The organism is Kitasatospora sp. NPDC088351 (assembly GCF_040685575.1).
Classification (GTDB): Bacteria; Actinomycetota; Actinomycetes; order Streptomycetales; family Streptomycetaceae; genus Kitasatospora.
Window position 1 is genome coordinate 66,049 of sequence record NZ_JBFBIL010000012.1, and the last position, 22,468, is coordinate 88,516.

The following is a 22,468-nucleotide window of genomic DNA, read 5'->3' on the forward strand; positions in this document are numbered from 1 at the left end:
CACGAAGGGCCCGCGCCCGACTCAGACGTTGACGCCGAAGTCCTGGGCGATGCCGCGCAGACCGGAGGCGTAGCCCTGGCCGATGGCGCGGAACTTCCACTCGGCGCCGTTGCGGTACAGCTCGCCGAAGACCATCGCGGTCTCGGTCGAGGCGTCCTCGGAGAGGTCGTACCGGGCCAGCTCCTTGTTGTCGGCCTGGTTCACCACGCGGATGAACGCGTTGCGGACCTGGCCGAAGTTCTGGGTCCGGTTCTCCGCGTCGTAGATCGAGACCGGGAAGACGATCTTCTGTACGTCCGCCGGGACGGTCGCCAGGTTGACCTTGATGGCCTCGTCGTCGCCCTCGCCCTCACCGGTGAGGTTGTCACCGGTGTGCTCGACCGAGCCCTCGGGGCTCTTCAGGTTGTTGAAGAAGACGAAGTTTCCGTCCTTGTCGACCCTGCCCTGGTCGTTGCAGAGCAGGGCACTGGCGTCCAGGTCGAAGTCCGTACCGGTGGTGGTGCGGACGTCCCAGCCAAGGCCGACGACCACGGCGCTCAGGCCGGGAGCCTCCTTGGTGAGCGAGACATTGCCGCCCTTGCTCAGGCTGACACCCACTTGTCCTCCAAGATTCGGGAGGCACGTCGCGGTGCCCCCGTGGTGCGGTTCAAGGCGCCGGCCGGCGGTTGCCGCCGGGCCTCTGACCAGCCAACGGACCGATCGTAGTGCCGGGTTCCCGTACCGGACGGGGAACGGGCCCGGCGTGGCTGTTCGAATCTCGGCCGGACCGGGCCCGCAGGGCGTCCAGGGGGTCTCAGAGCGCGCCGAGGACCTTCAGGTACTCCTGCTCGTCGCGGGCGTCCGGCAGGTCGTTGACGACGCTCCAGCGGACCACGCCGGCCTTGTCGATCACGAAGGTGCCGCGCACCGCGCAGCCCTTCTCCTCGTCGAAGACGCCGTACGCCCGGGAGACCTCGCCGTGCGGCCAGAAGTCCGACAGCAGCGGGTACTCCAGGCCCTGCTGCTCGGCGAAGACGCGCTGGGTGAACGGCGAGTCGTTGGAGACGCCGAGCACCTGCACGTCGTCGTTCTGCAGCCGCGGCAGCTCGTTCTGGATCGCGCAGACCTCGCCGGTGCAGACGCCGGTGAAGGAGAACGGGTAGAAGACCAGGACGACGTTCTTCTCGCCCCGGAAGTCGGAGAGCTTGACCAGCTCGCCGTGCTGGTTCTTCAGCTCGAAGTCCGGAGCCTGGGTGCCGACCTCGATGGCCATGGTGGGACCTTTCTGACGCGACAGTGCCGCGCGGCGGGCGCGGCGAGCCACATCCTCCCATCCGCCCGGACCGATTCCGCCGGACGAGTGAGGGCACCGGCCCCGCACCCAGCCGCTTTCGCCCTCGGCGAACGCACACCCGGGCGCACCGGCACCCCGGCGACCGCGGCCCCGACCCCGGCCGACGGCGCGACCGTGACGGCCCCGAGCACACCCCCCGCCGGCGCCCCCGGCCGGGAAACGGACGCGGCCGGGCCTCACCGGAGGAAGTTCCGGCGAGGCCCGGCCGGGCCGTGCTCAGGTGCGTTCGGCGACGCCGGGGGCGGTCAGCGCTTGCCCGACTTCGCGGCCTTGGTGGCCAGGCGGGTGGCCGCCCAGTCCTTGGCGATCGCGATCGAGCTGGTCTGCGAGAGACCGGCGGTCTTGGCCGCGTCCGCGATGTCCGAGGCCTCGATGTGGCCGTCCCGGCCGGTCTTGGGCGTCAGCAGCCAGATCAGGCCGCCCTCCGCAAGGTATTCCAGGGCGTCGACGAGGGAGTCGGTGAGATCCCCGTCGTCGTCGCGGTGCCACAGCAGGACGGCGTCGGCGACGTCGTCGTAGTCCTCGTCGACGAGATCCGTCCCGGTGATCTCCTCGATGCCTTCGCGGAGGTCCTGGTCAGTGTCTTCGTCGTACCCCAGCTCCTGGATGATCTGGCCTTCTTCGAAGCCGAGACGGTGCGCCGGGTTGGACTTGTCCGCGGGGTCCGCGGTCGCGCTCACGGGAATAACCTCCAGTATTCGGCCCGGCGTCCATGCCGAGGCTGTGGCCGTAGTCCACACGGGCGCGGCGGTTCGCGCAAGTACCCGACCCCCGATCCCCTCCAAAGGTTGACGTGTCGCACCGAAACACGCCGGTCGACGTGTCGGGAATCACACCGATTTGCCCTTCTCTGCGTAGGACAAGGATGCTTCGGGTGGTCCCGGCCCACAGGGCGTACGCGTGCCCGAGATACGAACGGCATTCGGGTCCGCGCGTACGCGGGCGTAGAGTCTCCTGTTGGCCCTCACCCCGACCGCCCGCCATCGGACGGTCGGGCAACCAGGTCGGACCACCTCTGTTCGTAACACCCGGTGGTGCGCGGCGCAGGCGACAGCGCCTGAGCCGCACACCGCCAGACCGTACCGCCCACCAGGCGGAACGGTTACCGATCGGTAGAGATGACGGATCTCCGAGCGCGGTAGCACGATGGAGGCGGCGCGACACACCTCAGTTTCGACCGACAGTGAAGGAACAGCGTGGCTTCCGGATCCGATCGCAACCCGATCATCATTGGCGGCCTTCCGAGTCAGGTCCCGGACTTCGATCCCGAGGAGACCGCGGAATGGCTGGAGTCGCTTGACGCGGCCATCGACGAGCGGGGGCGCGAGCGTGCCCGCTACCTGATGCTCCGCCTGATCGAGCGCGCCCGCGAGAAGCGTGTCGCCGTGCCCGAGATGCGCAGCACGGACTACGTCAACACCATCGCCACCAAGGACGAGCCGTTCTTCCCCGGCAACGAGGAGATCGAGCGCAAGGTCCTCAACGCGACCCGCTGGAATGCGGCCGTCATGGTCTCCCGGGCCCAGCGCCCGGGCATCGGCGTGGGCGGCCACATCGCCACCTTCGCCTCCTCCGCGTCGCTGTACGACGTGGGCTTCAACTACTTCTTCCGCGGCAAGGACGCCGAGGGCGAGTCCGGCGACCAGATCTTCTTCCAGGGTCACGCCTCCCCCGGCATCTACGCCCGCGCCTTCCTGCTGGACCGGCTGAGCGAGCAGCAGCTCGACGCGTTCCGCCAGGAGAAGTCGAAGGCTCCGTACGGCCTGTCCAGCTACCCGCACCCGCGGCTGATGCCGGACTTCTGGGAGTTCCCGACCGTCTCGATGGGCCTCGGCCCGCTCGGCGCGATCTACCAGGCCCGGATGAACCGCTACCTGGAGCACCGCGGCATCAAGGACACCTCCGACTCGCACGTGTACGCCTTCCTCGGCGACGGCGAGATGGACGAGCCGGAGTCGCTGGGCCAGCTGTCGCTGGCGGCCCGCGAGGGTCTGGACAACCTGACCTTCGTGGTCAACTGCAACCTGCAGCGCCTGGACGGCCCGGTCCGCGGCAACGGCAAGATCATCCAGGAGCTGGAGTCCCAGTTCCGGGGCGCCGGCTGGAACGTGATCAAGCTCGTCTGGGACCGCAGCTGGGACCCGCTGCTCGCGCAGGACCGCGACGGCGTCCTGGTGAACAAGCTCAACACCACGGTGGACGGCCAGTTCCAGACCTACGCCACCGAGACCGGCGCGTACATCCGCGAGAACTTCTTCGGCAGCGACCTGCGCCTGCGCAAGATGGTCGAGAACATGACCGACCAGCAGATCCAGCACCTGGGTCGCGGCGGCCACGACCACGCCAAGGTGTACGCGGCGTTCAAGGCGGCCCGCGAGCACAAGGGCCAGCCGACGGTCATCCTCGCCCAGACCGTCAAGGGCTGGACGCTGGGCCCCAACTTCGAGGGCCGCAACGCGACGCACCAGATGAAGAAGCTCACGGTCGAGGACCTGAAGCGCTTCCGCGACCGCCTGCACATCCCGATCACGGACAAGCAGCTGGAGGAGGGCTACCCGCCCTACTACCACCCGGGCCGTGACTCGGAGGAGATCCAGTACATGCACGACCGCCGCAGGGAGCTGGGCGGCTACGTGCCGACCCGCAAGGTGCGGCCGCGCCAGCTGGAGCTGCCGGGCGACGACGCGTACAAGGCGGTCAAGAAGGGTTCCGGCAACCAGACCATCGCCACCACCATGGCGTTCGTCCGGGTGCTCAAGGACCTGATGCGGGACAAGGGCATCGGCAACCGCTTCGTGCCGATCGCGCCCGACGAGTACCGCACCTTCGGCATGGACTCGCTGTTCCCGTCGGCGAAGATCTACAACCCGCTCGGCCAGACCTACGAGTCGGTCGACCGCGATCTGCTGCTGGCGTACAAGGAGTCGCCGACCGGCCAGATGCTGCACGACGGCATCTCCGAGGCCGGCTGCACCGCCTCGCTGATCGCCGCCGGCTCGTCCTACGCCACCCACGGCGAGCCGCTGATCCCGGTGTACGTCTTCTACTCGATGTTCGGGTTCCAGCGCACCGGCGACCAGTTCTGGCAGATGGCCGACCAGCTGGCCCGCGGCTTCGTGATCGGCGCCACCGCCGGCCGCACCACGCTGACCGGTGAGGGCCTGCAGCACGCCGACGGCCACTCGCACCTGCTGGCCTCGACCAACCCGGGCGTCGTCGCGTACGACCCCGCGTACGGCTTCGAGATCGCGCACATCGTCCAGGACGGTCTGCGGCGGATGTACGGCTCCAGCGAGCAGCACCCGCACGGCGAAGACGTGTTCTACTACATGACCGTCTACAACGAGCCGATCAAGATGCCGGCCGAGCCGGAGAACGTCGACGTCGAGGGCATCCTCAAGGGTCTGCACCGGTACGCGCCGGCCACCGCCGGCCAGATCCCGGCGCAGATCCTCGCCTCCGGTGTGGCGGTGCCGTGGGCCCTGGAGGCCCAGCGCATCCTCGCCGAGGAGTGGAACGTCAAGGCCGACGTCTGGTCCGCGACCTCCTGGAACGAGCTGCGCCGCGACGCGGTGGAGGCCGAGGAGTTCAACCTGCTGCACCCGGAGGAGACGCAGCGCGTCCCCTACGTGACGCAGAAGCTCCAGGGCGCCGAGGGCCCGTTCGTCGCCGTCTCCGACTGGATGCGCGCGGTGCCGGACCAGATCTCCCGCTGGGTGCCGGGCCAGTACCAGTCGCTGGGCGCCGACGGCTTCGGCTTCGCCGACACCCGTGGCGCGGCCCGTCGCTTCTTCCACATCGACGCGCAGTCGGTCGTCCTGAGCGTGCTCACCGAGCTCGCCAAGCAGGGCAAGGTCGACCGCAGCGCCCTGAAGGACGCGATCGACCGCTACCAGCTGCTGGACGTGGCGGCGGCCGACCCGGGCGCCGCCGGCGGCGACGCCTGATCCGCAGTCGGACACCGAAGGGCCGGACCTCCTCGACGGAGGTCCGGCCCTTCGGCATGTGCGGCACTCGAACGGTCTTCGGTTCGGACGCACGGCGGCCCCGGACTCCGCGGAGTCCGGGGCCGCCGTCGCGCGGGGCCGGTCAGATGTGGACGGCCGGGCCCGCGTCGGTGGTGCCGCGGCGGGTGAGCAGGCCGAGCAGGGCGGCGGCGAAGGCCACCACGGAGGCCACCGCGAAGGCGAGCGACATCCCGCTGACGAAGGAGTCGTGCACCGCGCCGGCCATCGCGTCCACCGCCTGCTGCGGGGTGCCGGCCGGGGCGGGCGGGGCGATGCCGAGCTGGGCGGCCTGGTTGAGGCCCTCGGTCTGCGCGGGCTCGACCGGCGGCAGGCCGGCCCTGGCCCAGTTGCCGGGCAGCACGTCGGTGACCCTGGCGGCCATCAGCGCGCCCAGCACGGCGGTGCCCAGGCTGCCGCCGACCTGCATCGCGGCCTGCTGGAGGCCGCCGGCCACGCCGGACAGCTCCAGCGGGGCGTTGCCGACGATCACCTCGGTGGCACCGACCATGACCGGGCTGATGCCCAGGCCCATCAGCACGAACCAGAGCGACATCACGCCGGTGCCGGAGCCCGCGTCCAGGGTGGACATCCCGAACATGGCGGTGGTGGTGACCAGCATGCCGGCCACGATCGGGATCCGCGGGCCGAGCTTGCCGATGGCCAGGCCGGCCACCGGTGATCCGACGATCATCATGGCGGTCATCGGCAGCAGGTGGACGCCGGCCGAGACCGGCGACATCCCGTGGACGTTCTGCAGGTAGAAGGTCACGAAGAAGATCGCGCCGAAGAAGGCGAACGCCATCAGCACCATCAGCAGGGTGCCCGCCGACAGCGGCACCGAGCGGAACAGGCCGAGCGGGATCAGCGGCTCGCGGGCCACCCGCTGCCAGAGCGCGAAAGCCACCATCAGGACCACCGCGCCGCCCAGGAGCAGCAGCGTGGAGGCGTTGCCCCAGCCCCACTCGGGCGCCTTGATGATGCCGAAGACCAGGGCGAACATCGCCACCGAGAGCAGCGCGATGCCGGGCAGGTCGAAGGACTTGGCGGCCTTCTCGGCCCGCACGTCCTGGAGGATCCAGACGCCGAGGGCCAGCGCGATCAGGCCGACCGGGATGTTGATGAAGAACACCGACTCCCAGTTGACGTGCTCGACCAGCAGACCGCCGACGATCGGGCCGGCCGCGGTGGAGGCTCCGATCACCCCGCCCCAGATGCCGATCGCCATGTTGAGCTTCTCGGCCGGGAAGGCCCCGCGCAGCAGGCCGAGCGCGGCCGGCTGGAGCAGCGCGCCGAACAGGCCCTGGAGCACCCGGCAGGCGATCACCGTCTGGATGTTGGTGGCGAAGCCGATCGCGGCCGAGGTGGCGGCGAAGCCGACCGCGCCGACCAGGAAGGTGTTCTTGTGGCCGAACCGGTCACCGATCTTCCCCGCGGTGATCAGGAAGACCGCCAGCGCCAGCAGATAACCGCTGGTCACCCACTGGATCTCGGAGGGCGCGGCCTTCAGGTCGGCCTGGATGACCGGGTTGGCGATCGCGACGATCGTGCCGTCGAGGGCCACCATCATGACGCCGACGGCGACGGTCAGCAGGGTCAGCCAGGGGTGTCCCTTCAGCCGGTTCCCGGACGGGGGCCGGTGTGGCGGCTCCACGCCCGGCTGGGCGTTCTTGACGGCGGACTGGCTCATCTGGGGCCCTCCGGGGCATGGCAGAGAACAAACGTGGTCGTGGCGCCCCGGCCCACCCGTCCCCACGAGTCACCCGGCCCGACGGACGCCACTTCCGGCAGATTATGTCAGCCACTGACATTCGGCAAATGGTGACTTCTGACTTCAGCTGACATTTGTCAGAGCGCTAAGGTTGTGATCACACCCCTCCCGCACCACCGCCCGGAAGGCCCCCGCCATGGCCGCTCAGACCTCGCCCCCCGCCACCGCCCCGGACGGCAGAACCGCCGACGGCACGGCCCCCGGCGCGACACCCGATCCGGCCGCCGACCACACGCCCGACCGCACACCGGACCACCCGGCCGACCGCGCCTCCGGCCGACCGCCCGGGCTGCGCGAGCGCAAGAAGCAACGCACCCGGGACGCCCTGGTGCACGCCGCCCACGGGCTCTTCCTCACCCAGGGCTTCGCCGGGACGACCGTGGACGAGATCGCCGCCGTCGTCGACGTCTCGCAGCGCACCTTCTTCCGGTACTTCGCCAACAAGGACGAGGTCGCGCTCGCCGTGATGGCCGACGCCGAGGACTACTTCATCGAGTGCCTGCGCCGCCGCCCGGCCGAGGAGAACCCGCTCCAGGCCCTGCGCGCCGCGATCGTCCAGTCCTGGCGCGACCTGGGCTCCGGCGACCTCGGCGGACCGGGCTCGATCACCAGCGCGCTGGAGCTGGTGCGGCTGATCGAGGAGACCCCCACCCTGCTCGCCGCGCACCTGCGCCGGATCACGCAGCAGGAGCGGATCGTGGTCACGGTGATCGCCGAACGCGAAGGGCTGGATCCGGCCGAGGACCTGCGTCCGACCGTACTGGCCGCCGTCTTCGGCAGCGTGCTGCGCTCCGCCCACCTGTCCTGGTGCGACGACCAGGAGAAGTGCGGCCCGGAGGCCATGATCACTCTGATCGAGCGTCATTTCGACCAGCTCGGCCCCGCCCTGGCCGGCGACTGGCGGCACTGAGGACCGGCGGACCAGGGCGGGCCGCCGTCCGGTCGCACCCGGGGCACCGGGTCATACCGGGGTACTACCCGGGATCCCGGCCCCCGGTCGGACGACGGCGGCGCCCGGCCCGCCTACCCTGGCGGGATGATCGACCCGCCCCCCGGACCGGCCCGGAGCGACCCGCTGCGGGCCCTGCTCGCGCCGCTCGCCCGACCGTCCGCCGACCGCACCCCGATGCTGGCCAACGCCTCCAGCCGGTGGGTCCGTTACCTCCCCTACGTCCTCGCACTGGCCGCCTTCACCTCCCTGCTGCCCAACTCGATCAACGTCCTCGCGCACGACTACAAGCTCGCGACCGGGCTCGCCGCGGGCCTCGCCATCGCGCAGACGGCACCGCTGCTGCTGACGCCGAGCCGCCCGCTGGCCGCCTGGTGGGTCATCGGCGGCACCAACCTGCTGACGTCCCTGCTGATCCTGACCACCGGGCGGGGGACCTCCTCCGCCTGGCCCTGGCCGGCCACCAGCATGGTCGGCTATCTGCTGCTGATGCTCCCGCTCGCCCTCCGCGAGCCGCGCCGCACCCTGCTCTCCGTCTGGCTGGCCACCGCCGCCGCCAGTCTCGCGCTCTCCCTGGCCGGCGCCACGGCCGAGGTCGGCAGCGACAACAGCATGCTCGCGGTGGTCCTGACCGGCGCGGTCCTGCTGCTCGGCGGAGCCCTGCGGGAGCGGGCCGAGGCCCAGCGGCTGCTCACCGAGCAGGAGCACATCAGCGAGGCCGAACGCGAGCGGCGCACCCTGCTGGAGGAGCGCGCCCGGATCGCCCGCGAGCTGCACGACGTGGTCGCCCACCACATGTCGGTGATCGCCGTCCAGGCCGCCAGCGCCCCCTACCGGATCACCGGAGTCCCGGACGACGCCGCCGAGGAGTTCACCGCCATCGCCGGCACCGCCCGTGAGTCGCTGGCCGAGATGCGGCGGCTGCTGGGTGTGCTGCGCAGCGAGGAGTCCACCACCGAGAAGGTGCCGCAGCCCGGGGTGGGGCAGCTGGCCCAGCTGGTCGAGACGGTCGCCCGGGCCGGGGTGCCGGCCGAACTGTCCGTGGCGCCCGAACTCGACGACGCCCTGCCGCAGGCCGTCGGACTCTCCGTGTACCGGATCGTCCAGGAGGCGCTGGCCAACGTCGTCCGGCACGCCCCCGGCGCGCGGGTCTGGGTCTCGCTGGCCGTGGACGGCCCCGCGCTGCTGGTCACCGTGGTGAACGGCGCCCCGCCCGAGCGCGTCGAGTCCCTGGAGGCCTCGGCCGAGGGCACCGGCCACGGTCTGGTCGGCATGCGGGAACGCGTCCGCCTGCTGGATGGCAGGCTGGACACCGGCCCGCTGCCCGACGGCGGCTTCAAGGTGGCCGCCGTCCTGCCGTTCGACACCCCCCTGGAGACATCCGCATGACCATCCGCGTGATCATCGTCGACGACCAGGCGATGGTGCGGGCCGGCTTCGCCGCCCTGCTCAACGCCCAGAGCGACATCGATGTGGTGGGCGACGCGGCGGACGGCGCGCAGGCCCTGGAGGTCACCGGCCGCACCCATCCGGACGTGGTCCTGATGGACGTCCGGATGCCCGTCATGGACGGCCTGGAGGCGGCCCGGCGGCTGCTCGACCCGGCCGTGCCCGGCGCGCACCGCCCCAAGGTGCTGATGCTGACCACCTTCGACGTGGACGACTACGTGTACGAGGCCTTGCGCGCCGGGGCCAGCGGCTTCCTGCTCAAGGACGCGCCCCCGGCCGACCTGATCGCCGCCGTCCGGGTGGTCGCGGCCGGCGAGGCGCTGCTCGCCCCGTCGGTGACCCGCCGGCTGATCGAGGACTTCGCCCGGACCAGGCCCGCCAGGCGCCGCGACCCCAAGCTGCGGCTCAACGGCCTGACCCCGCGCGAGACCGAGGTGCTGGAGCTGATCGCGCGCGGCCTCTCCAACCAGGAGATAGCCGCCCGGCTGGTGCTCGCCGAACAGACCGTCAAGACCCACATCGGCCGCATCCTCGCCAAGCTCGACCTGCGCGACCGCGCCCAGGCCGTGGTGCTCGCCTACGAGTCCGGCCTGGTGACACCTGGTCAGTAGCACTTCCCCCCTCGTGATACCCGGGTAGTACCCGGGAGTTGGCCCCGCGGTGTGACGCCCGCGGGGCCGCCGCATTCCTACCTTCCTCTCCGTCGAGACCGAACGGACAAGGGAGACAAGGGACATGCGGCAGCAGCGCCCCCAGAACAGGTCCACACGTCTGCGCCGGGCGCTCACCGCCGCCGCGGTGGCCCTGGCCGCCGTACTGGGCTCGGGCGGCTGGGCCGCCGACACCCAGCACGCCCTCACCGGACCGCCACCGGGCAGCACCGCCTGGGTGGCGGACACCACCCTCGGGATCCGCCTGCCCGACCCGGCCACCGCCACGCCCGCCGAGGTGGCCGCCTTCTTCGCCGGCCTCACGCCGGCCCGGCGGGACGCGCTGGCCGTCCGCCACCCGCTGGTGGTCGGCAACCTGGACGGCGCTCCCGTCCAACTGCGCTACCGGGCCAACGCGCTGGCCCTGACCGAGGAGCGTGGCCGCGAACTGGCCCGCGCCACCGACCCGGCGCGCACCCCGCAGGACCACGCCGCCGCCCGCGCCCGCGCCGAGCGCTACCGCACCCTGCTCGACGGCGGCCGGCAGATCCTCGCCTTCGACCCGCGCGGCCGCGGCCAGGTCGCCGAGGTCTACGGCGACCTGGCCACCGCCCGCCGGACGGCCGTCGTCGTGCCCGGCTCCGACATCGACCTGCTGAGCTTCGACCGCGCCACCGACCCGTACGGCACCCCGGCCGGGATGGCCCGCGCGCTCCACGACGCGACCGGCCGGCGGACCGCCGTGATCGCCTGGGCCGGCTACACCACCCCGGTCGGCGTGGGCCCGGACGCCGCCACCGAGAAGCTGGCCCACGCCGGGGCGAAGCGGCTGGCCCGGCTGCTCGACGGACTCGCCGTCACCACCGGGCCCGACGCGCCCGCCACGGTGTTCTGCCACAGCTACGGCTCGGTGGTCTGCGGGCTGGCCCGGCCGGGGCCCGCGCAGTCCTCGGGGGTGGTGGTGCTCGGCTCGCCCGGGATGGGCGTCGGCTCGGCCGCCGGTCTCGACCCGGAGGTCCCGCTCTGGGCCACCGCCCGCAACGGCTCCGACTGGATCGGCAACGTGCCGTTCGTCTCCGTCCTGGGCCTCGGCCACGGCGCCGACCCGACCGGCCCCGCCTTCGGCGCCCGCCCGCTGCCCGCCACCGGCTCGCACGGCCACACCGGGTACTTCGCGCCCGGCACCGCCTCCCTCGCGGCCTTCGCCGACATCGCCCTCGGCCGCTGACCACCCGCGCCCGTCCCGCCCGTCCCGCCCGTCCCGCCCGTCCCGCCCGTCCCGCCCGTCCCGCCCGTGCCACCGTGAGGAGCACCGCCATGGCCCACCCGCTCACCGCCCTGCGCCGCGCCGCCCACCAGGTCGACGCCCGCACCCCCGAGACCCGCGACCGCGCCCTGGACGGGCTGCGCGCCCTCGCCCTGCTCGCCGTCCCGGTCGGCCACTGGATGCTCGGCGGCTTCACCCTCTCCCCCGACGGCGCGCTGCACAACGCCAGCCCGCTCGGCTCGCTCGGCTTCTTCGCCCCGCTCAGCTGGGTGCTCCAGATGCTCGGTGTGTTCTTCCTGGTCGGCGGCCACTCCTCGGTCCACTCGCTGGAGCGGGCCCGCGCCAAGGGCGTGACGTACCCGGGCTGGCTGCGCGGCCGGGCGGTGCGGCTGCTGCGCCCGGTGCTCGGGGTGACGGCCGTCTGGGCACTGCTGATCCCGCTGCTGGAGCGGCTCGGAGCGCCGGGCGACACCGTCCGGACCGGCTCGGTGCTGGTGGTGCAGCCGCTCTGGTACATCGGCGTCTACCTGGGGCTGACCGCGCTCACCCCGCTCTGTGTGGCGGCCGGGCGCCGGCTGCGCGGCTGGTCGGCGGGCGCGCTGGTGGCCGTCGTCGCCCTGGTCGACCTGGGGCGGTACGGGCCCTGGGCGGACGCGGTGCCGTCCTGGGTGGAGCTGGTGAACGTGCTGCCGGGCTGGCTCTTCGGCTACCAGCTGGGCGTGCTCTGGGCGCAGGGCCGGCTGCGCCGCCCGGCCGCGCGGCTGCTGCTGCTCGGCGGCGGTGCGCTGTTCGCCGTACTGCTGCTGGTCTTCCACTACCCGGCCAGCATGGTCGGCGTGCCCGGCGCCGAGCGGACCAACTCGCACCCGCCGTCCCTGCTGGTCCTGGCGCTGGCGGCGGTGCAGTGCGGCGCGGCGGTCCTGCTGCGCGAGCGGCTCGGCCGGCTGCTGGGTCGCCGGCCGCTGCTCTGGCTGCCGGTGGTGGCCGTCAACCTCTCGGCGATGACGATCTTCTGCTGGCACCAGAGCGCGATGCTCGCCGTCGCGGTGCCCGGTGCGGCGGCCCTGGGCGCGGTGCCGGGGCTGACCACCGCACCGTCGACTCTGGGCTGGGTGGCCGCCCGGCTGGCGCTGCTCCCGCTGTTCGGCGCCGTCCTGGTGACGATCGGGTGGTTCACCCGCCGGTTCGACGGGCCCTGGACGGCGTTCTCCCGCGCCTGGAAGGCCGTGGCCGGGGCCGCGGCGGCGCTCTTCGCCGCGTACGCGCTGGGTCTGGTCTGACCAGCGCCGGAGCGGCCGCCGCCCCGGAACGCCGTGCGTTCCGGGGCGCGGTGTCGGTCCGCTGCCCTACCCTGCCGCCATGGTGACGTTCGATGAGTTCCGCGCGATGGCGCTGGCCCTGCCGCAGGCCGTCCAGGAGCCGACCTGGGAGATCGAGACGCTGCGGGTCCACTCGAAGATCTTCGCGATGGGCTCGCCGGACGGCGGGACGGTCAGCGTGAAGGCCTCCCGGGAGGACCAGGCCGAGCTGCTCGCCGCCGAGCCCGAGGTGTTCTCCTTCCCCCAGTACGTCGGGCGGCACGGCTGGGTGGGCGTCCGGCTCGACCTGGTCGACCCGGACGAGCTGCGCGACCTGCTGACCGACGCCTGGCGGCGCACCGCACCGAAGCGGCTCGTCAAGGAGTTCGACGCGGAGGCGGCCCGGTGACGCCGCCCGGACACCGGCGGTTCATGTGATGCTAAACACAGTTTAGGGCGGGTCCATCACTCCTCCGGGCGCCCTAGGCTTGCGAAGGGAAGTTGGCAGTCGTAGCACCCTCCGGGCCCCCGCCCGCGGAACGGTGACGGGCCCCTAGGGAGTTGACGCGATGCGCCGTCGGCGGTGGAAGCGTGTACTGATCGGCGCCTTCGCGGGTTGCGCCGTGCTCGCCGACGCCGGTGCGGCGGCGGCCCAGGCCGCCGCGTCCACCGAGCAGTTGGCGATCTCCACGCCTCCGGCCGGCAGCGCCGCCTGGGTCGAGGACCACTCCTTCGGCCGCGGTCTGCCCGACCCGGCCACCACCACCCCGGCCGCCGCCGCCGAGTTCTTCACGTCGCTCGCCCCCACCGAACTGGACCGGCTGATCCAGGACTACCCGCTGGTCGTCGGCAACTTCGACGGCGCCCCGGTGGAGCTGCGCTACCGCGCCAACCGGATCGCCCTCGCCGCCGAGCGGGACCACGCCCGGGACCGCGCCAACAACCGGAAGCTCGACTCCGACCTGCGCGCGCTGGCCGTCTCCCGCGCCAACGACATCGAGCACCTGCTGGCCCCCGACCGCCAGGTCCTCGCCTTCGACCCGCGCGGCCGCGGCCTGGTCACCGAGGTCTGGGGCGATCTCGCGGACGCCGACCGGATCTCCGTCCTGGTCCCCGGCTCGGACGCCGACCTCGGCCACTTCGACCAGACCGCCGAACCGCTGCGCTCCCCCGCCGGGATGGCCCGCGCGCTGTACGCCGAGGAGCGGCGGCAGTCGCCCCGCACCCGGACCGCGGTGATCGCCTGGACCGGCTACGTCACCCCCTCCGGACTCGGTCCGGACGCCGTCACCTCGCGGCTCGCCGACGTCGCCGCGCCCCGGCTGGAACGGCTGCTCGCCGGGCTGAAGGAGACCACCCGGCCGGACGCCCCGCCGTCGCTGCTCTGCCACTCCTACGGCTCGGTGGTCTGCGGCAACGCCGCCCCCGACATCCCGCGGGCGGCCGCCTCGCCGTCCGACACCTCCGGGGTCACCGACCTGGTGGTGTTCGGCAGCCCCGGCATGGGAGTGCAGACCACCTCCGAACTGGGCGCCGGCGTGCACGTCTGGGCCACCCGCAACGGCAGCGACTGGATCGGCAACGTGCCGTACCTGGAGGTCGGCGGGCTCGGCCACGGCGCCGACCCGACCTCGGCCGGCTTCGGCGCCGAGGAGATCTCCTCCGCCCGGGCCTCCGGCCACAACGGCTACTTCACCGAGGGCACCGACAGCCTGCACAACTTCGCGGCCATCTCGCTCGGCCACTACGACGAGGTGGTCCGCCCGACGGCCGGGGCCTGAACCCTCCGCTCCCTGGCGGACTGCGGCCGGTCGGACGCCCTGCCCCGGCCGGGGGCCGCCCCGCGGTCCGGGTAGAGCCGGGCGGCCTCGGCGGCGACCCTGGCCATCTCCCGCCGGGCGGCGGGCGGTGAGAGCACCTCGGCGTCCCCGCCGAAGGAGAGCAGCGAGCGGACGGCCGGCAGCGACTGGAAGCCCAGGGCGAGCTCGACCCACTCGTCGGCGGGCCCGGTACCCCACTCGGGCGGCGGCGCGGTGAGCCTGGTCCCGTGGAGGCGGATGAACATGTCCAGCCGGGCGCGCCGCACCCGGACCTTGACCGACACCTCCTTGGGCAGCCGTTCGACCTGCTCGCGCAGCACCGCCCAGACCTCGCCCAGACCGAGACCGGGACGGCGGCGCACCGGCTCCTCGGCGGTCTCGGCGGCCAGCACCCGGTCGGCCCGGAACAGCCGGGGCTCACCGCGCAGATCGGCCACCAGGTACCAGACGGCCGCCTTGCTCACCAGGCCGTACGGGTCGACGGTGTACTCGGCGGGCCCCGAGGTGCCGCTGTGCCGGTAGCGCAGCCGCAGCCGGCGGTCGGCGAAGACGGCGTACTGCAGCTCGCCGAGGTCCGGTCCGGCGGGCACGCCCGCCTGGAGCCAGCGGGCCGGGTCCACCAGGACGCGCTCGCTGATCCGCTCGGCGGCCGGGCGGTGCGGGGCCGGCAGCGCGGCCATCACCTTGCGCAGCGCCGAGCCGAGCGCGCCGTCCAGCCCGAGGTCGCTGTGCGCGCCCTGGGCGGAGAGCACGAACAGGGCGCGGGCCTCGTCGGCGGTGAGCCCGCTGACGTCGGTGCGGTAGCCGGGCAGCAGGTTGATCCCGCCGTGCCGACCGCGTTCGGTGTAGACGGGGACGCCGGCCGCCGAGAGCGCCTCGACGTCGCGGTAGATGGTGCGGACCGACACCTCCAGGCGCTCGGCCAGTTCGGTGGCGGGCACCCGGCCGCGGGTCTGGAGCAGCAGCAGGATGGAGAGCAGGCGGTCGGCCTTCATGGCACGAGGATCCCAGAAACCCTGACGCCGGTTGTCAGCTTTTACCGGGAGATTGCCGGTGCGGGGGCCGGACCGGCCGGCCCCCGCACCGGACCGCCGGCGCCCGCACCGGGCGCGCGGCTACTCGCGGCCGACCGAGGTGAAGGCCATGTTCGGGTAGCGGTCGCCGGCCACCTTCGCCGCGACCGGCTCCAGCGCGGCCAGTTCCTCCGCGGTGAGCCGCAGCGTCGCCGCGGCGGTGTTCTCGGCGAGCCGGCTGCGCTTGCGGGTGCCGGGGATCGGCACCACGGCCAGGCCGTGCACCTCGGCGCGCTGGTGCACCCAGGCGAGCGCCACCTGGGCGGCGGTGATCCCGCGCGCCGCCGCGATCTCCCGGATCGGCTCCAGCAGCGCGGTGTTGGCGGCCGCGTTCGCCCCGCTGTACCGGGGCTGGGTGCGGCGCACGTCGTCCGCCGCCAGTTCCTCGGCGGCGGCGAACGAACCGGTCAGGAAGCCCCGGCCGAGCGGCGAGTACGGCACGAAGGCGACGCCCAGCTCGGCCGCGGCCGGCACCGCCGAGCGCTCGACGTCCCGGGCGAAGACCGACCACTCCGACTGCAGGGCCGCGATCGGGTGCACCGCGTACGCCTCGCGCAGTTCGGCGCCGGTCACCTCGGAGAGGCCGAGGTGACGCACCTTGCCCGCCCGGACCAGCTCGGCCATCGCGCCCACCGACTCGGTGAGCGGCACGTCCGGGTCGCGGCGGTGCATGTAGTAGAGGTCGATCACGTCCACGCCGAGCCTGCGCAGCGAGGCGTCCGCGGCGGCCCGGATGTACGCCGGGTCGTTGCGGATGCCCCGGTGGGCCGGGTCGTCCTCCTTGCGCTCGATGGCGAACTTGGTGGCGACCACCACCCGGTCGCGGTTGGCGCGGACGAACGGACCGATCAACTCCTCGTTCCGGCCGAAGCCGTAGGCGTCGGCGGTGTCGAAGAGGGTGACGCCCGCCTCCAGGGCGGCGTCCAGGGTGGCGAGCGCCTCCGCGGTGTCGGTCGGGCCGTAGAACTCGCTCATGCCCATGCAGCCGAGGCCCTGGACGCCCACAGACGGACCGTCGGTGCCCAGCTGGGTGGTGGGGAGGGTGGGGAGAGTCATGCGCTCTGCTTCTTCCTCTGCTGGCGGCGGGCCGGTTCGCCGCGGTCGGCGATCTTCCCGGCATAGAGATCGATCTTGTAGTCGAGCACGGCGAGGGTCGCGTGCAGGTCGGCGATGCGCTGCCGGACCTCCTCGCGGTGGGCGACCAGCAGGTCGCGCCGTCCCTCGAAGGTCCGCTCGCCCTGGCGGGCCAGTTCGACGTACCGGAGCATGTCGGCCACCGTCATTCCGGTCAGCCGCAGCCGGCCCAGGAAGGCCAGCCGGTGCAGGTCGGCGTCGCAGTAGCGGCGCTGGCCGGAGGCGGAGCGGTCGACCGGGTCGAGCAGACCGATCCGCTCGTACCAGCGCAGGGTGTGGGCGGTCAGTCCGCTGGCCGCCGCGACCTCGCTGATGCTGTGCCGCGGGGTGCGGTCCGGGTCGCCGACCGGCTGGTTGAACACGTCGGAACAGGTGCGCGGGTCGACCTCGATCGGCGCGAGCGTTGCCATGATCGGAACCCCCAGTGGTGAGCGGTGTCTACGACGCTAGCGAGTTGGAGTGCACTCCAAGCAAGCCTCCCACGCGGGTGCTCGGACCACCCGGTTAGAGTCGGGCCCATGGAGAGCTTGCGGATGATCGAGAACTGGCCGGTGCCCAACGCCGCGGCGGCGGTGGTACGGGGCGCGGACGGCGCGGTGCTCGCCGGACACGGCCCGCAGCAGCACCTGTTCCCGCTGGCGTCGGTGACCAAGCTGCTCACCTCGTACGCCGTCCTGGTCGCGGTCGAGGAGGGCGTCTTCGAGCTGGACGACCCGGCCGGGCCCGCGGGTTCGACCGTCCGCCACCTGCTGGCGCACACCTCGGGGCTGGCCTTCGACGAACAGCGGGTGATGGCCGAGCCGGGCAACCGCCGGCTCTACTCCAACGCCGGCTTCGACGTGCTGGCACAGACCCTGACCCAGGCGTCCGGCATCGAGTTCGGCCGGTACGCCGCCGAGGCGGTGTTCGAGCCGCTCGGCATGCGCTCGACGCTGATCAACACCGCGCACAAGTCCCCCGCCGGAGCCGGCGGTCTCTCCACCGTGGGCGATCTCGCGCTGTTCGCGGCCGAGTTGCAGGCGCCCAAGCTGCTGGACCCGTCCACCGTACGCACGGCCACCCGCGAGGTCGCCTTCCCGGGCACCAGCGGTGTCCTGCCCGGCTTCGGCCACCGCCGCCCGAACGACTGGGGCCTCGGCTTCGAGATCCGGGACGGCAAGGCGCCACACTGGACGGGCACCGCCAACTCGCCCGCCACCTTCGGCCACTTCGGCCAGTCCGGCACCTTCCTCTGGACCGACCCCGAGGCGGGCGTGGCCTGCGTCGCGCTCACCGACCGGGACTTCGGCCCGTGGGCCGCCGAGTCCTGGCCGCTCCTCAGCGACGCCGTCCTGGCCGAACTGCGCGGCTGAGCAAGCCCGGTGGGCGCGCCGCACCGGCCGCCCACCGCGGGCCCCGCTCAGCCGTACGAGACCGGCGAGTGCATCTCCCAGAGCAGCAGCTCGGCGCCGGTCTCCCCGGCCGTCGGGTCCGCGAAGGCGCCGCCGGTGATCCGGACGCTGTCGCCGGGCACCATCGACCGGCCGCCGCCCTGCGGGCCCGGCACGGTGCGGTAGCCGAGCGAACCGGCCGTCAGATGGGCGTACCGCCATGCGGCGGCCGGGAGTTCGGGCAGCGGCTGCCAGGGCCCCGCGGTGGCCAGCCAGAGCGCGGCGTCGGAACGGCGCAGCGGCAGGGCGTCCGTCCCGGCGTCCCGTTCGAGGCCGGAGGCGAGCAGCGTCAACCCGCCGTCCGCCGGTTCCACCCGGCGCAGCCCGTACACCGGGGGCGCGTCGAAGACGTCCGGCTGGAGCCACATCTGGATGAAGCGGACCGGCCCCCGGGCGCCGCCGACGTTGCGTTCGGTGTGGGTGACACCGGAGCCCGCGCTCAGGTGCTGGATCATGCCGGGGCGGACCACCCCGCTGTGACCGCGGGAGTCCCGGTGGGCGAGCGCGCCCTCCAGCACCCAGGTGAGGATCTCGGTGTCCCGGTGCTTGTGCTCGTCGAAACCCGCGCCGGGGGCGAGCAGTTCCTCGTTGCAGGCCAGCAGCGCGCCGAAGTGGGTGTTCTTCGGGTCGTAGTGGCCCGAGAAGGAGAACGCGTGTCTGGTCTCGATGCCCTCGGCCGGGATCGAGAGGTGGCGCTCGGCGGTGCGGCGCAGGTCGGCGCGGGGGCGGGCGGGGGCGTCGGTCACGGCCTCCACGGTAGCGGGTGTGACGGCCGCCACCGTGGCCCTCCGGCGGGGGGCGTGCACGAGCAGCCACTCCGGTGAGGCAGTCTTGTCCTTGTGCCAGCCGCTTCCGCGAACTCCAAGAGCGATCCGAACGCCAAGCCCGACAAGAACGGGAAGAGCCCGACGTCCGGGGCCGGCCGGGACCGGCCCGGCCGGGCGGCGCCGCGCCTGACCGTACAGGAACGCAGACTCGCCGCCGAGCGCGCCGAGCGCCGGGTCGCGACGCTGAAGCGGCTGGAGAAATCCTCGGGCAAGCTGGCCACGGCCGCGATCGCGCGGATGGACGACCAGCTCGGCTGGTACCGGCGGATGCCGCCGGAGCACCGCTCCTGGATCGGCCTGGTCGCCCAGGCCGGGATCGCCGCCTTCACCGAGTGGTACCGCCACCCCGACGCCCCGCAGGCCATCTCCACCGACGTCTTCGGCACCGCACCGCGCGAGTTGACGAGGGCGATCACGCTGCGCCAGACCGTGGAGCTGATCCGCACCACGATCGAGGTGATGGAGGAGGCCATCGAGGAGGTGGCCGCCCCCGGTGACGAGGCGGACATGCGCGAGTCCGTCCTGGTGTACGCCCGGGAGATCGCCTTCGCCACCGCCCAGGTCTACGCCCAGGCGGCCGAGGCACGCGGCGCCTGGGACGCCCGGCTGGAGGCACTGGTCGTCAACTCGCTGCTCTCCGGTGACGCCGACGAGGGAGTCCTCTCCCGGGCCGCCGCGCTCGGCTGGGGCCAGCCGAGCCAGGTCCGGGTGGTGATGGGCAGCGCCCCGGACGGGGACAGCGAGCTGGTGGTCGAGGCGATCCGCCGGGCCGCCCGGTACGCCAAGCTGCATGTGCTGACCGGGGTGCTGGGCAAGCGCCTGGTGGTGGTGGTCGGCGGCGACAAGGAGCCGGTGCACGCGGCCAGGGCGCTGATCGGCCAGTTCGCGGCGGGCCCGGTGGTGGTCGGCCCGACCGTGCCCGACCTGCTGTCGGCGACCCGCTCGGCCCACGCCGCCGCCGCCGGCCTGCGGGCCTGCGCCGCCTGGCCGGACGCCCCGCGCCCGGTGCTGGCCGACGACCTGCTGCCCGAACGCGCGCTCGCCGGAGACCAGGCGGCCCGCCGCCAGCTGGTGGAGGAGATCTACACACCGCTGGACGAGGCGGGCTCGGCACTCCTGGAGACCCTGAGTGTCTACCTGGAGCAGGCCTCCTCTTTGGAGGGTGCCGCCCGGATGCTCTTCGTCCATCCCAACACGGTGCGCTACCGGCTGCGACGTGTGACAGACGTCACGGGCTACGCTCCCTCCGACGTACGTTCGGCGTTCACGCTGCGCATCGCACTGGCGCTGGGACGACTCGCCGCGGCCGGAGAGCACAATTGACCGCGATGTAGGGAACTGACAATCCCGGATGCTTTTCTTCGTTACCGTCGCCTACCCGCCCCCGGGCGCCTGGCGAGAGAGGGTTGAACCGTGCTCGTAATCGTCGCCCCTGGACAGGGTGCCCAGTCCCCCGGTTTCCTCAGCCCCTGGCTGGAGGTCGACGGTGTCGCCGACCGCCTGCGCGGCTGGTCGGAGGTCGCCGGGCTCGACCTGGTGCACGCCGGAACCGAGGCGTCCGCCGAGGAAATCAAGGACACCGCCGTCGCCCAGCCGCTGCTGGTCGCGGCCGGCCTGGTGACCGCCCGCGCACTGTTCCCGGACGAGGACAGCGCCCGGACGCTGGTCGGCGCCGTGGCCGGCCACAGCGTCGGTGAGATCACCGCCGCCGCCGGTGCCGGGGTGCTCACCGCGCACGACGCGCTCACCTTCGTCCGTGAGCGCAGCCTGGCGATGGCCGAGGCCGCCGCGGCCACCGAGACCGGCATGATCGCCGTCCTCGGCGGCGAGCCGGAGGCCGTCGCGGCCAAGCTCGCCGAGCACGGCCTGACCCCGGCCAACAACAACGGCGGCGGCCAGATCGTCGCCGCCGGCACGCTGGCCCAGCTGGAGGCCCTGAAGGCCGACCCGCCGGCCGGTGCCCGGCTGATCGCGCTCAAGGTCGCCGGCGCGTTCCACACCGAGCACATGGCGCCGGGCGTCGAGCGCCTGGCGAAGCTGGCCCCGACCCTGTCGGTCGCCGACCCGAAGGTCACCTACCTCTCCAACCGGGACGGCGCGGTCGTGTCGTCCGGTACCGACGTGCTGGACCGCCTGGTGTCGCAGGTCTCCAACCCGGTCCGCTGGGACCTGTGCATGGAGACCCTGCGGGAGCTGGGCGCGACCGCCGTCATCGAGCTCGCCCCGGCGGGCACCCTCACCGGACTGGTCAAGCGCAACCTCAAGGGTGTGGCGACGCTTGCCCTGAAGACGCCCGCCGACCTCGACAAGGCCCGTGAGCTGGTCGCGGAGCACGGCGGTCAGGACCAGGAGAACGAGGCATGAGAAGCGCCCCTCAGATCCGCCCGGCCATCGGCGCGCAGTACTCGCGCATCCTCGGTGTCGGCGGCTACCGCCCGGTCCGGGTGATCCCGAACGCCGAGGTGCTGAACTGGATCGACTCCTCGGACGAGTGGATCCGCACCCGGAGCGGGATCGCCGAGCGCCGCTGGGCCGGTCCGGACGAGAGCGTCGCCGAGATGTCGGTGCAGGCCTCCGGCAAGGCGATCGCCCAGGCCGGACTCACCCCGGACCAGATCGGCGGCGTGATCGTCGCGACGGTCTCGCACCTCAAGCAGACCCCCGCGATCGCCACCGAGATCGCCGAGCGGCTCGGCTGCGGCACCGCCCCGGCCTTCGACATCTCGGCCGCCTGCGCCGGCTTCGGCTACGGCCTGAGCCTGGCCGACGGCATGATCCGCGGCGGCAGCGCCGAGTACGTCCTGGTGATCGGCGTCGAGCGGCTCAGCGACCTGACCGACCAGTCGGACCGCTCGACCGCGTTCATCTTCGGTGACGGCGCGGGCGCGGCGGTCGTCGGCCCGTCCGACACTCCCGGCATCGGCAAGGTCATCTGGGGCTCGGACGGCTCCCAGAAGGACGTCATCACGCAGACCCAGGCCTGGGACACCGCCTTCGCCAAGGAGGACGCCGTCAACGGCGCGGGCCCGGAGACCAAGTGGCCGGCCCTGCGGATGGAGGGTCAGACGGTCTTCCGCTGGGCGGTCTGGGAGATGGCCAAGGTGGCCCAGCAGGCGCTGGACGCCGCCGGGATCACCGCCGACCAGCTCGGCGCGTTCATTCCGCACCAGGCCAACATGCGCATCACGGACGCCATGATCAAGGCGCTGAAGCTGCCCGACACGGTGCCGGTCGCCCGCGACATCACCGAGACCGGCAACACCTCCGCGGCCTCCATCCCGCTGGCGATGGAGCGCATGCTGGAGAGCGGCGAAGCCTCCAGCGGCGACCTCGCACTGATCATCGGGTTCGGGGCGGGTCTGGTCTACGCCGCGGCAGTCGTTACGCTCCCCTAGGCGCGTTTCGCCCCACTTATCCCGCAAGCCTGCGTCCGTCCGCCGGGCGGCCGCATTCAACACCGAAG

20 protein-coding genes are annotated in these 22,468 nt (G+C 72.9%); 12 read left to right on the forward strand and 8 right to left on the reverse strand.

The annotated features are described in order from the left end of the window. Positions 1–21: 21 nt before the first annotated feature. From AB0P06_RS12265 to AB0P06_RS12275, 3 genes are all read right to left on the reverse strand, one after another. Positions 22–597, reverse strand: a complete 576-nt coding sequence (locus tag AB0P06_RS12265; RefSeq protein ID WP_363607118.1) for a TerD family protein — start codon at positions 595–597, stop codon at positions 22–24. 196 nt (positions 598–793) lie between these two features. After that, positions 794–1,252 carry a peroxiredoxin gene (locus AB0P06_RS12270; protein WP_363607120.1) on the reverse strand — a complete coding sequence of 153 codons (459 nt, stop codon included), beginning with the start codon at positions 1,250–1,252 and terminating at the stop codon, positions 794–796. A 326-nt stretch (positions 1,253–1,578) separates the two neighbouring features. Next, a complete protein-coding gene (locus AB0P06_RS12275) occupies positions 1,579–2,013 on the reverse strand; it encodes a DUF3052 domain-containing protein (protein ID WP_363607122.1) in 435 nt (144 codons plus the stop codon). A gap of 516 nt (positions 2,014–2,529) precedes the next feature. Between AB0P06_RS12275 and aceE the strand changes: the two genes are divergently transcribed. After that, entirely contained in the window at positions 2,530–5,280 is a 2,751-nt protein-coding gene (gene aceE / locus AB0P06_RS12280) for a pyruvate dehydrogenase (acetyl-transferring), homodimeric type (protein WP_363607124.1), read from the forward strand. 142 nt (positions 5,281–5,422) lie between these two features. On the opposite strand, the gene AB0P06_RS12285 is transcribed toward aceE, so the two are convergent. Then, positions 5,423–7,027, reverse strand: a complete 1,605-nt coding sequence (locus AB0P06_RS12285) for an MFS transporter (protein WP_363607126.1) — start codon at positions 7,025–7,027, stop codon at positions 5,423–5,425. A 217-nt stretch (positions 7,028–7,244) separates the two neighbouring features. Here AB0P06_RS12285 and AB0P06_RS12290 point away from each other — a divergent pair, with 217 nt between their 5' ends. The 7 genes from AB0P06_RS12290 (at position 7,245) to AB0P06_RS12320 (ending at position 14,502) form a co-directional block, all read left to right on the forward strand. Next, positions 7,245–8,018 (forward strand): TetR family transcriptional regulator, encoded by a 774-nt coding sequence (locus AB0P06_RS12290; RefSeq protein ID WP_363607128.1) that lies wholly within the window; start codon positions 7,245–7,247, stop codon positions 8,016–8,018. A gap of 126 nt (positions 8,019–8,144) precedes the next feature. Beyond that, the gene (locus AB0P06_RS12295) at positions 8,145–9,446 is read left to right on the forward strand and encodes a sensor histidine kinase (RefSeq protein WP_363607130.1); all 1,302 of its coding nucleotides are present in this window, start codon (positions 8,145–8,147) and stop codon (positions 9,444–9,446) included. Then, the gene (locus tag AB0P06_RS12300) at positions 9,443–10,117 is read left to right on the forward strand and encodes a response regulator transcription factor (RefSeq protein ID WP_363607132.1); all 675 of its coding nucleotides are present in this window, start codon (positions 9,443–9,445) and stop codon (positions 10,115–10,117) included. Before AB0P06_RS12295 ends, AB0P06_RS12300 begins: the two co-directional genes overlap by 4 nt. A gap of 124 nt (positions 10,118–10,241) precedes the next feature. After that, a complete protein-coding gene (locus AB0P06_RS12305; protein ID WP_363607134.1) occupies positions 10,242–11,384 on the forward strand; it encodes an alpha/beta hydrolase in 1,143 nt (380 codons plus the stop codon). A gap of 89 nt (positions 11,385–11,473) precedes the next feature. Continuing rightward, positions 11,474–12,703 (forward strand): acyltransferase, encoded by a 1,230-nt coding sequence (locus AB0P06_RS12310; RefSeq protein ID WP_363607136.1) that lies wholly within the window; start codon positions 11,474–11,476, stop codon positions 12,701–12,703. A 79-nt stretch (positions 12,704–12,782) separates the two neighbouring features. Then, entirely contained in the window at positions 12,783–13,130 is a 348-nt protein-coding gene (locus AB0P06_RS12315) for an MmcQ/YjbR family DNA-binding protein (RefSeq protein WP_363607138.1), read from the forward strand. A 160-nt stretch (positions 13,131–13,290) separates the two neighbouring features. Continuing rightward, positions 13,291–14,502, forward strand: coding sequence for an alpha/beta hydrolase (locus AB0P06_RS12320; protein WP_363607140.1), 1,212 nt, complete (start codon positions 13,291–13,293; stop codon positions 14,500–14,502). On the opposite strand, the gene AB0P06_RS12325 is transcribed toward AB0P06_RS12320, so the two are convergent. The 3 genes from AB0P06_RS12325 to AB0P06_RS12335 all read right to left on the reverse strand — a co-directional run bounded on the left by AB0P06_RS12325 (position 14,466) and on the right by AB0P06_RS12335 (position 17,158). Continuing rightward, positions 14,466–15,536 carry a WYL domain-containing protein gene (locus tag AB0P06_RS12325; RefSeq protein ID WP_363607142.1) on the reverse strand — a complete coding sequence of 357 codons (1,071 nt, stop codon included), beginning with the start codon at positions 15,534–15,536 and terminating at the stop codon, positions 14,466–14,468. The genes AB0P06_RS12320 and AB0P06_RS12325 overlap by 37 nt on opposite strands. Before the next feature lie 120 nt (positions 15,537–15,656). Beyond that, positions 15,657–16,670, reverse strand: coding sequence for an aldo/keto reductase (locus AB0P06_RS12330; RefSeq protein ID WP_363607144.1), 1,014 nt, complete (start codon positions 16,668–16,670; stop codon positions 15,657–15,659). Then, positions 16,667–17,158, reverse strand: a complete 492-nt coding sequence (locus AB0P06_RS12335; protein ID WP_363607146.1) for a MerR family transcriptional regulator — start codon at positions 17,156–17,158, stop codon at positions 16,667–16,669. The genes AB0P06_RS12330 and AB0P06_RS12335 overlap by 4 nt, the downstream gene beginning before the upstream one ends. Positions 17,159–17,266: 108 nt before the next feature. On the opposite strand from AB0P06_RS12335, the gene AB0P06_RS12340 reads away from it, so the two are divergent. Continuing rightward, the gene (locus AB0P06_RS12340) at positions 17,267–18,100 is read left to right on the forward strand and encodes a serine hydrolase domain-containing protein (protein ID WP_363607148.1); all 834 of its coding nucleotides are present in this window, start codon (positions 17,267–17,269) and stop codon (positions 18,098–18,100) included. 47 nt (positions 18,101–18,147) lie between these two features. Here AB0P06_RS12340 and AB0P06_RS12345 read toward each other — a convergent pair whose 3' ends face one another. Next, positions 18,148–18,924 carry a pirin family protein gene (locus AB0P06_RS12345; RefSeq protein WP_363607150.1) on the reverse strand — a complete coding sequence of 259 codons (777 nt, stop codon included), beginning with the start codon at positions 18,922–18,924 and terminating at the stop codon, positions 18,148–18,150. 207 nt (positions 18,925–19,131) lie between these two features. Between AB0P06_RS12345 and AB0P06_RS12350 the strand changes: the two genes are divergently transcribed. The 3 genes from AB0P06_RS12350 to AB0P06_RS12360 all read left to right on the forward strand — a co-directional run bounded on the left by AB0P06_RS12350 (position 19,132) and on the right by AB0P06_RS12360 (position 22,400). Next, on the forward strand, positions 19,132–20,328 hold the full coding sequence (locus tag AB0P06_RS12350) for a helix-turn-helix domain-containing protein (RefSeq protein ID WP_363607248.1): 1,197 nt from the start codon (positions 19,132–19,134) through the stop codon (positions 20,326–20,328). Between the two features lie 90 nt (positions 20,329–20,418). Beyond that, a complete protein-coding gene (locus AB0P06_RS12355; protein ID WP_363607152.1) occupies positions 20,419–21,369 on the forward strand; it encodes an ACP S-malonyltransferase in 951 nt (316 codons plus the stop codon). Beyond that, the gene (locus tag AB0P06_RS12360) at positions 21,366–22,400 is read left to right on the forward strand and encodes a beta-ketoacyl-ACP synthase III (RefSeq protein ID WP_363607154.1); all 1,035 of its coding nucleotides are present in this window, start codon (positions 21,366–21,368) and stop codon (positions 22,398–22,400) included. The genes AB0P06_RS12355 and AB0P06_RS12360 overlap by 4 nt, the downstream gene beginning before the upstream one ends. Positions 22,401–22,468 lie beyond the last annotated feature (68 nt).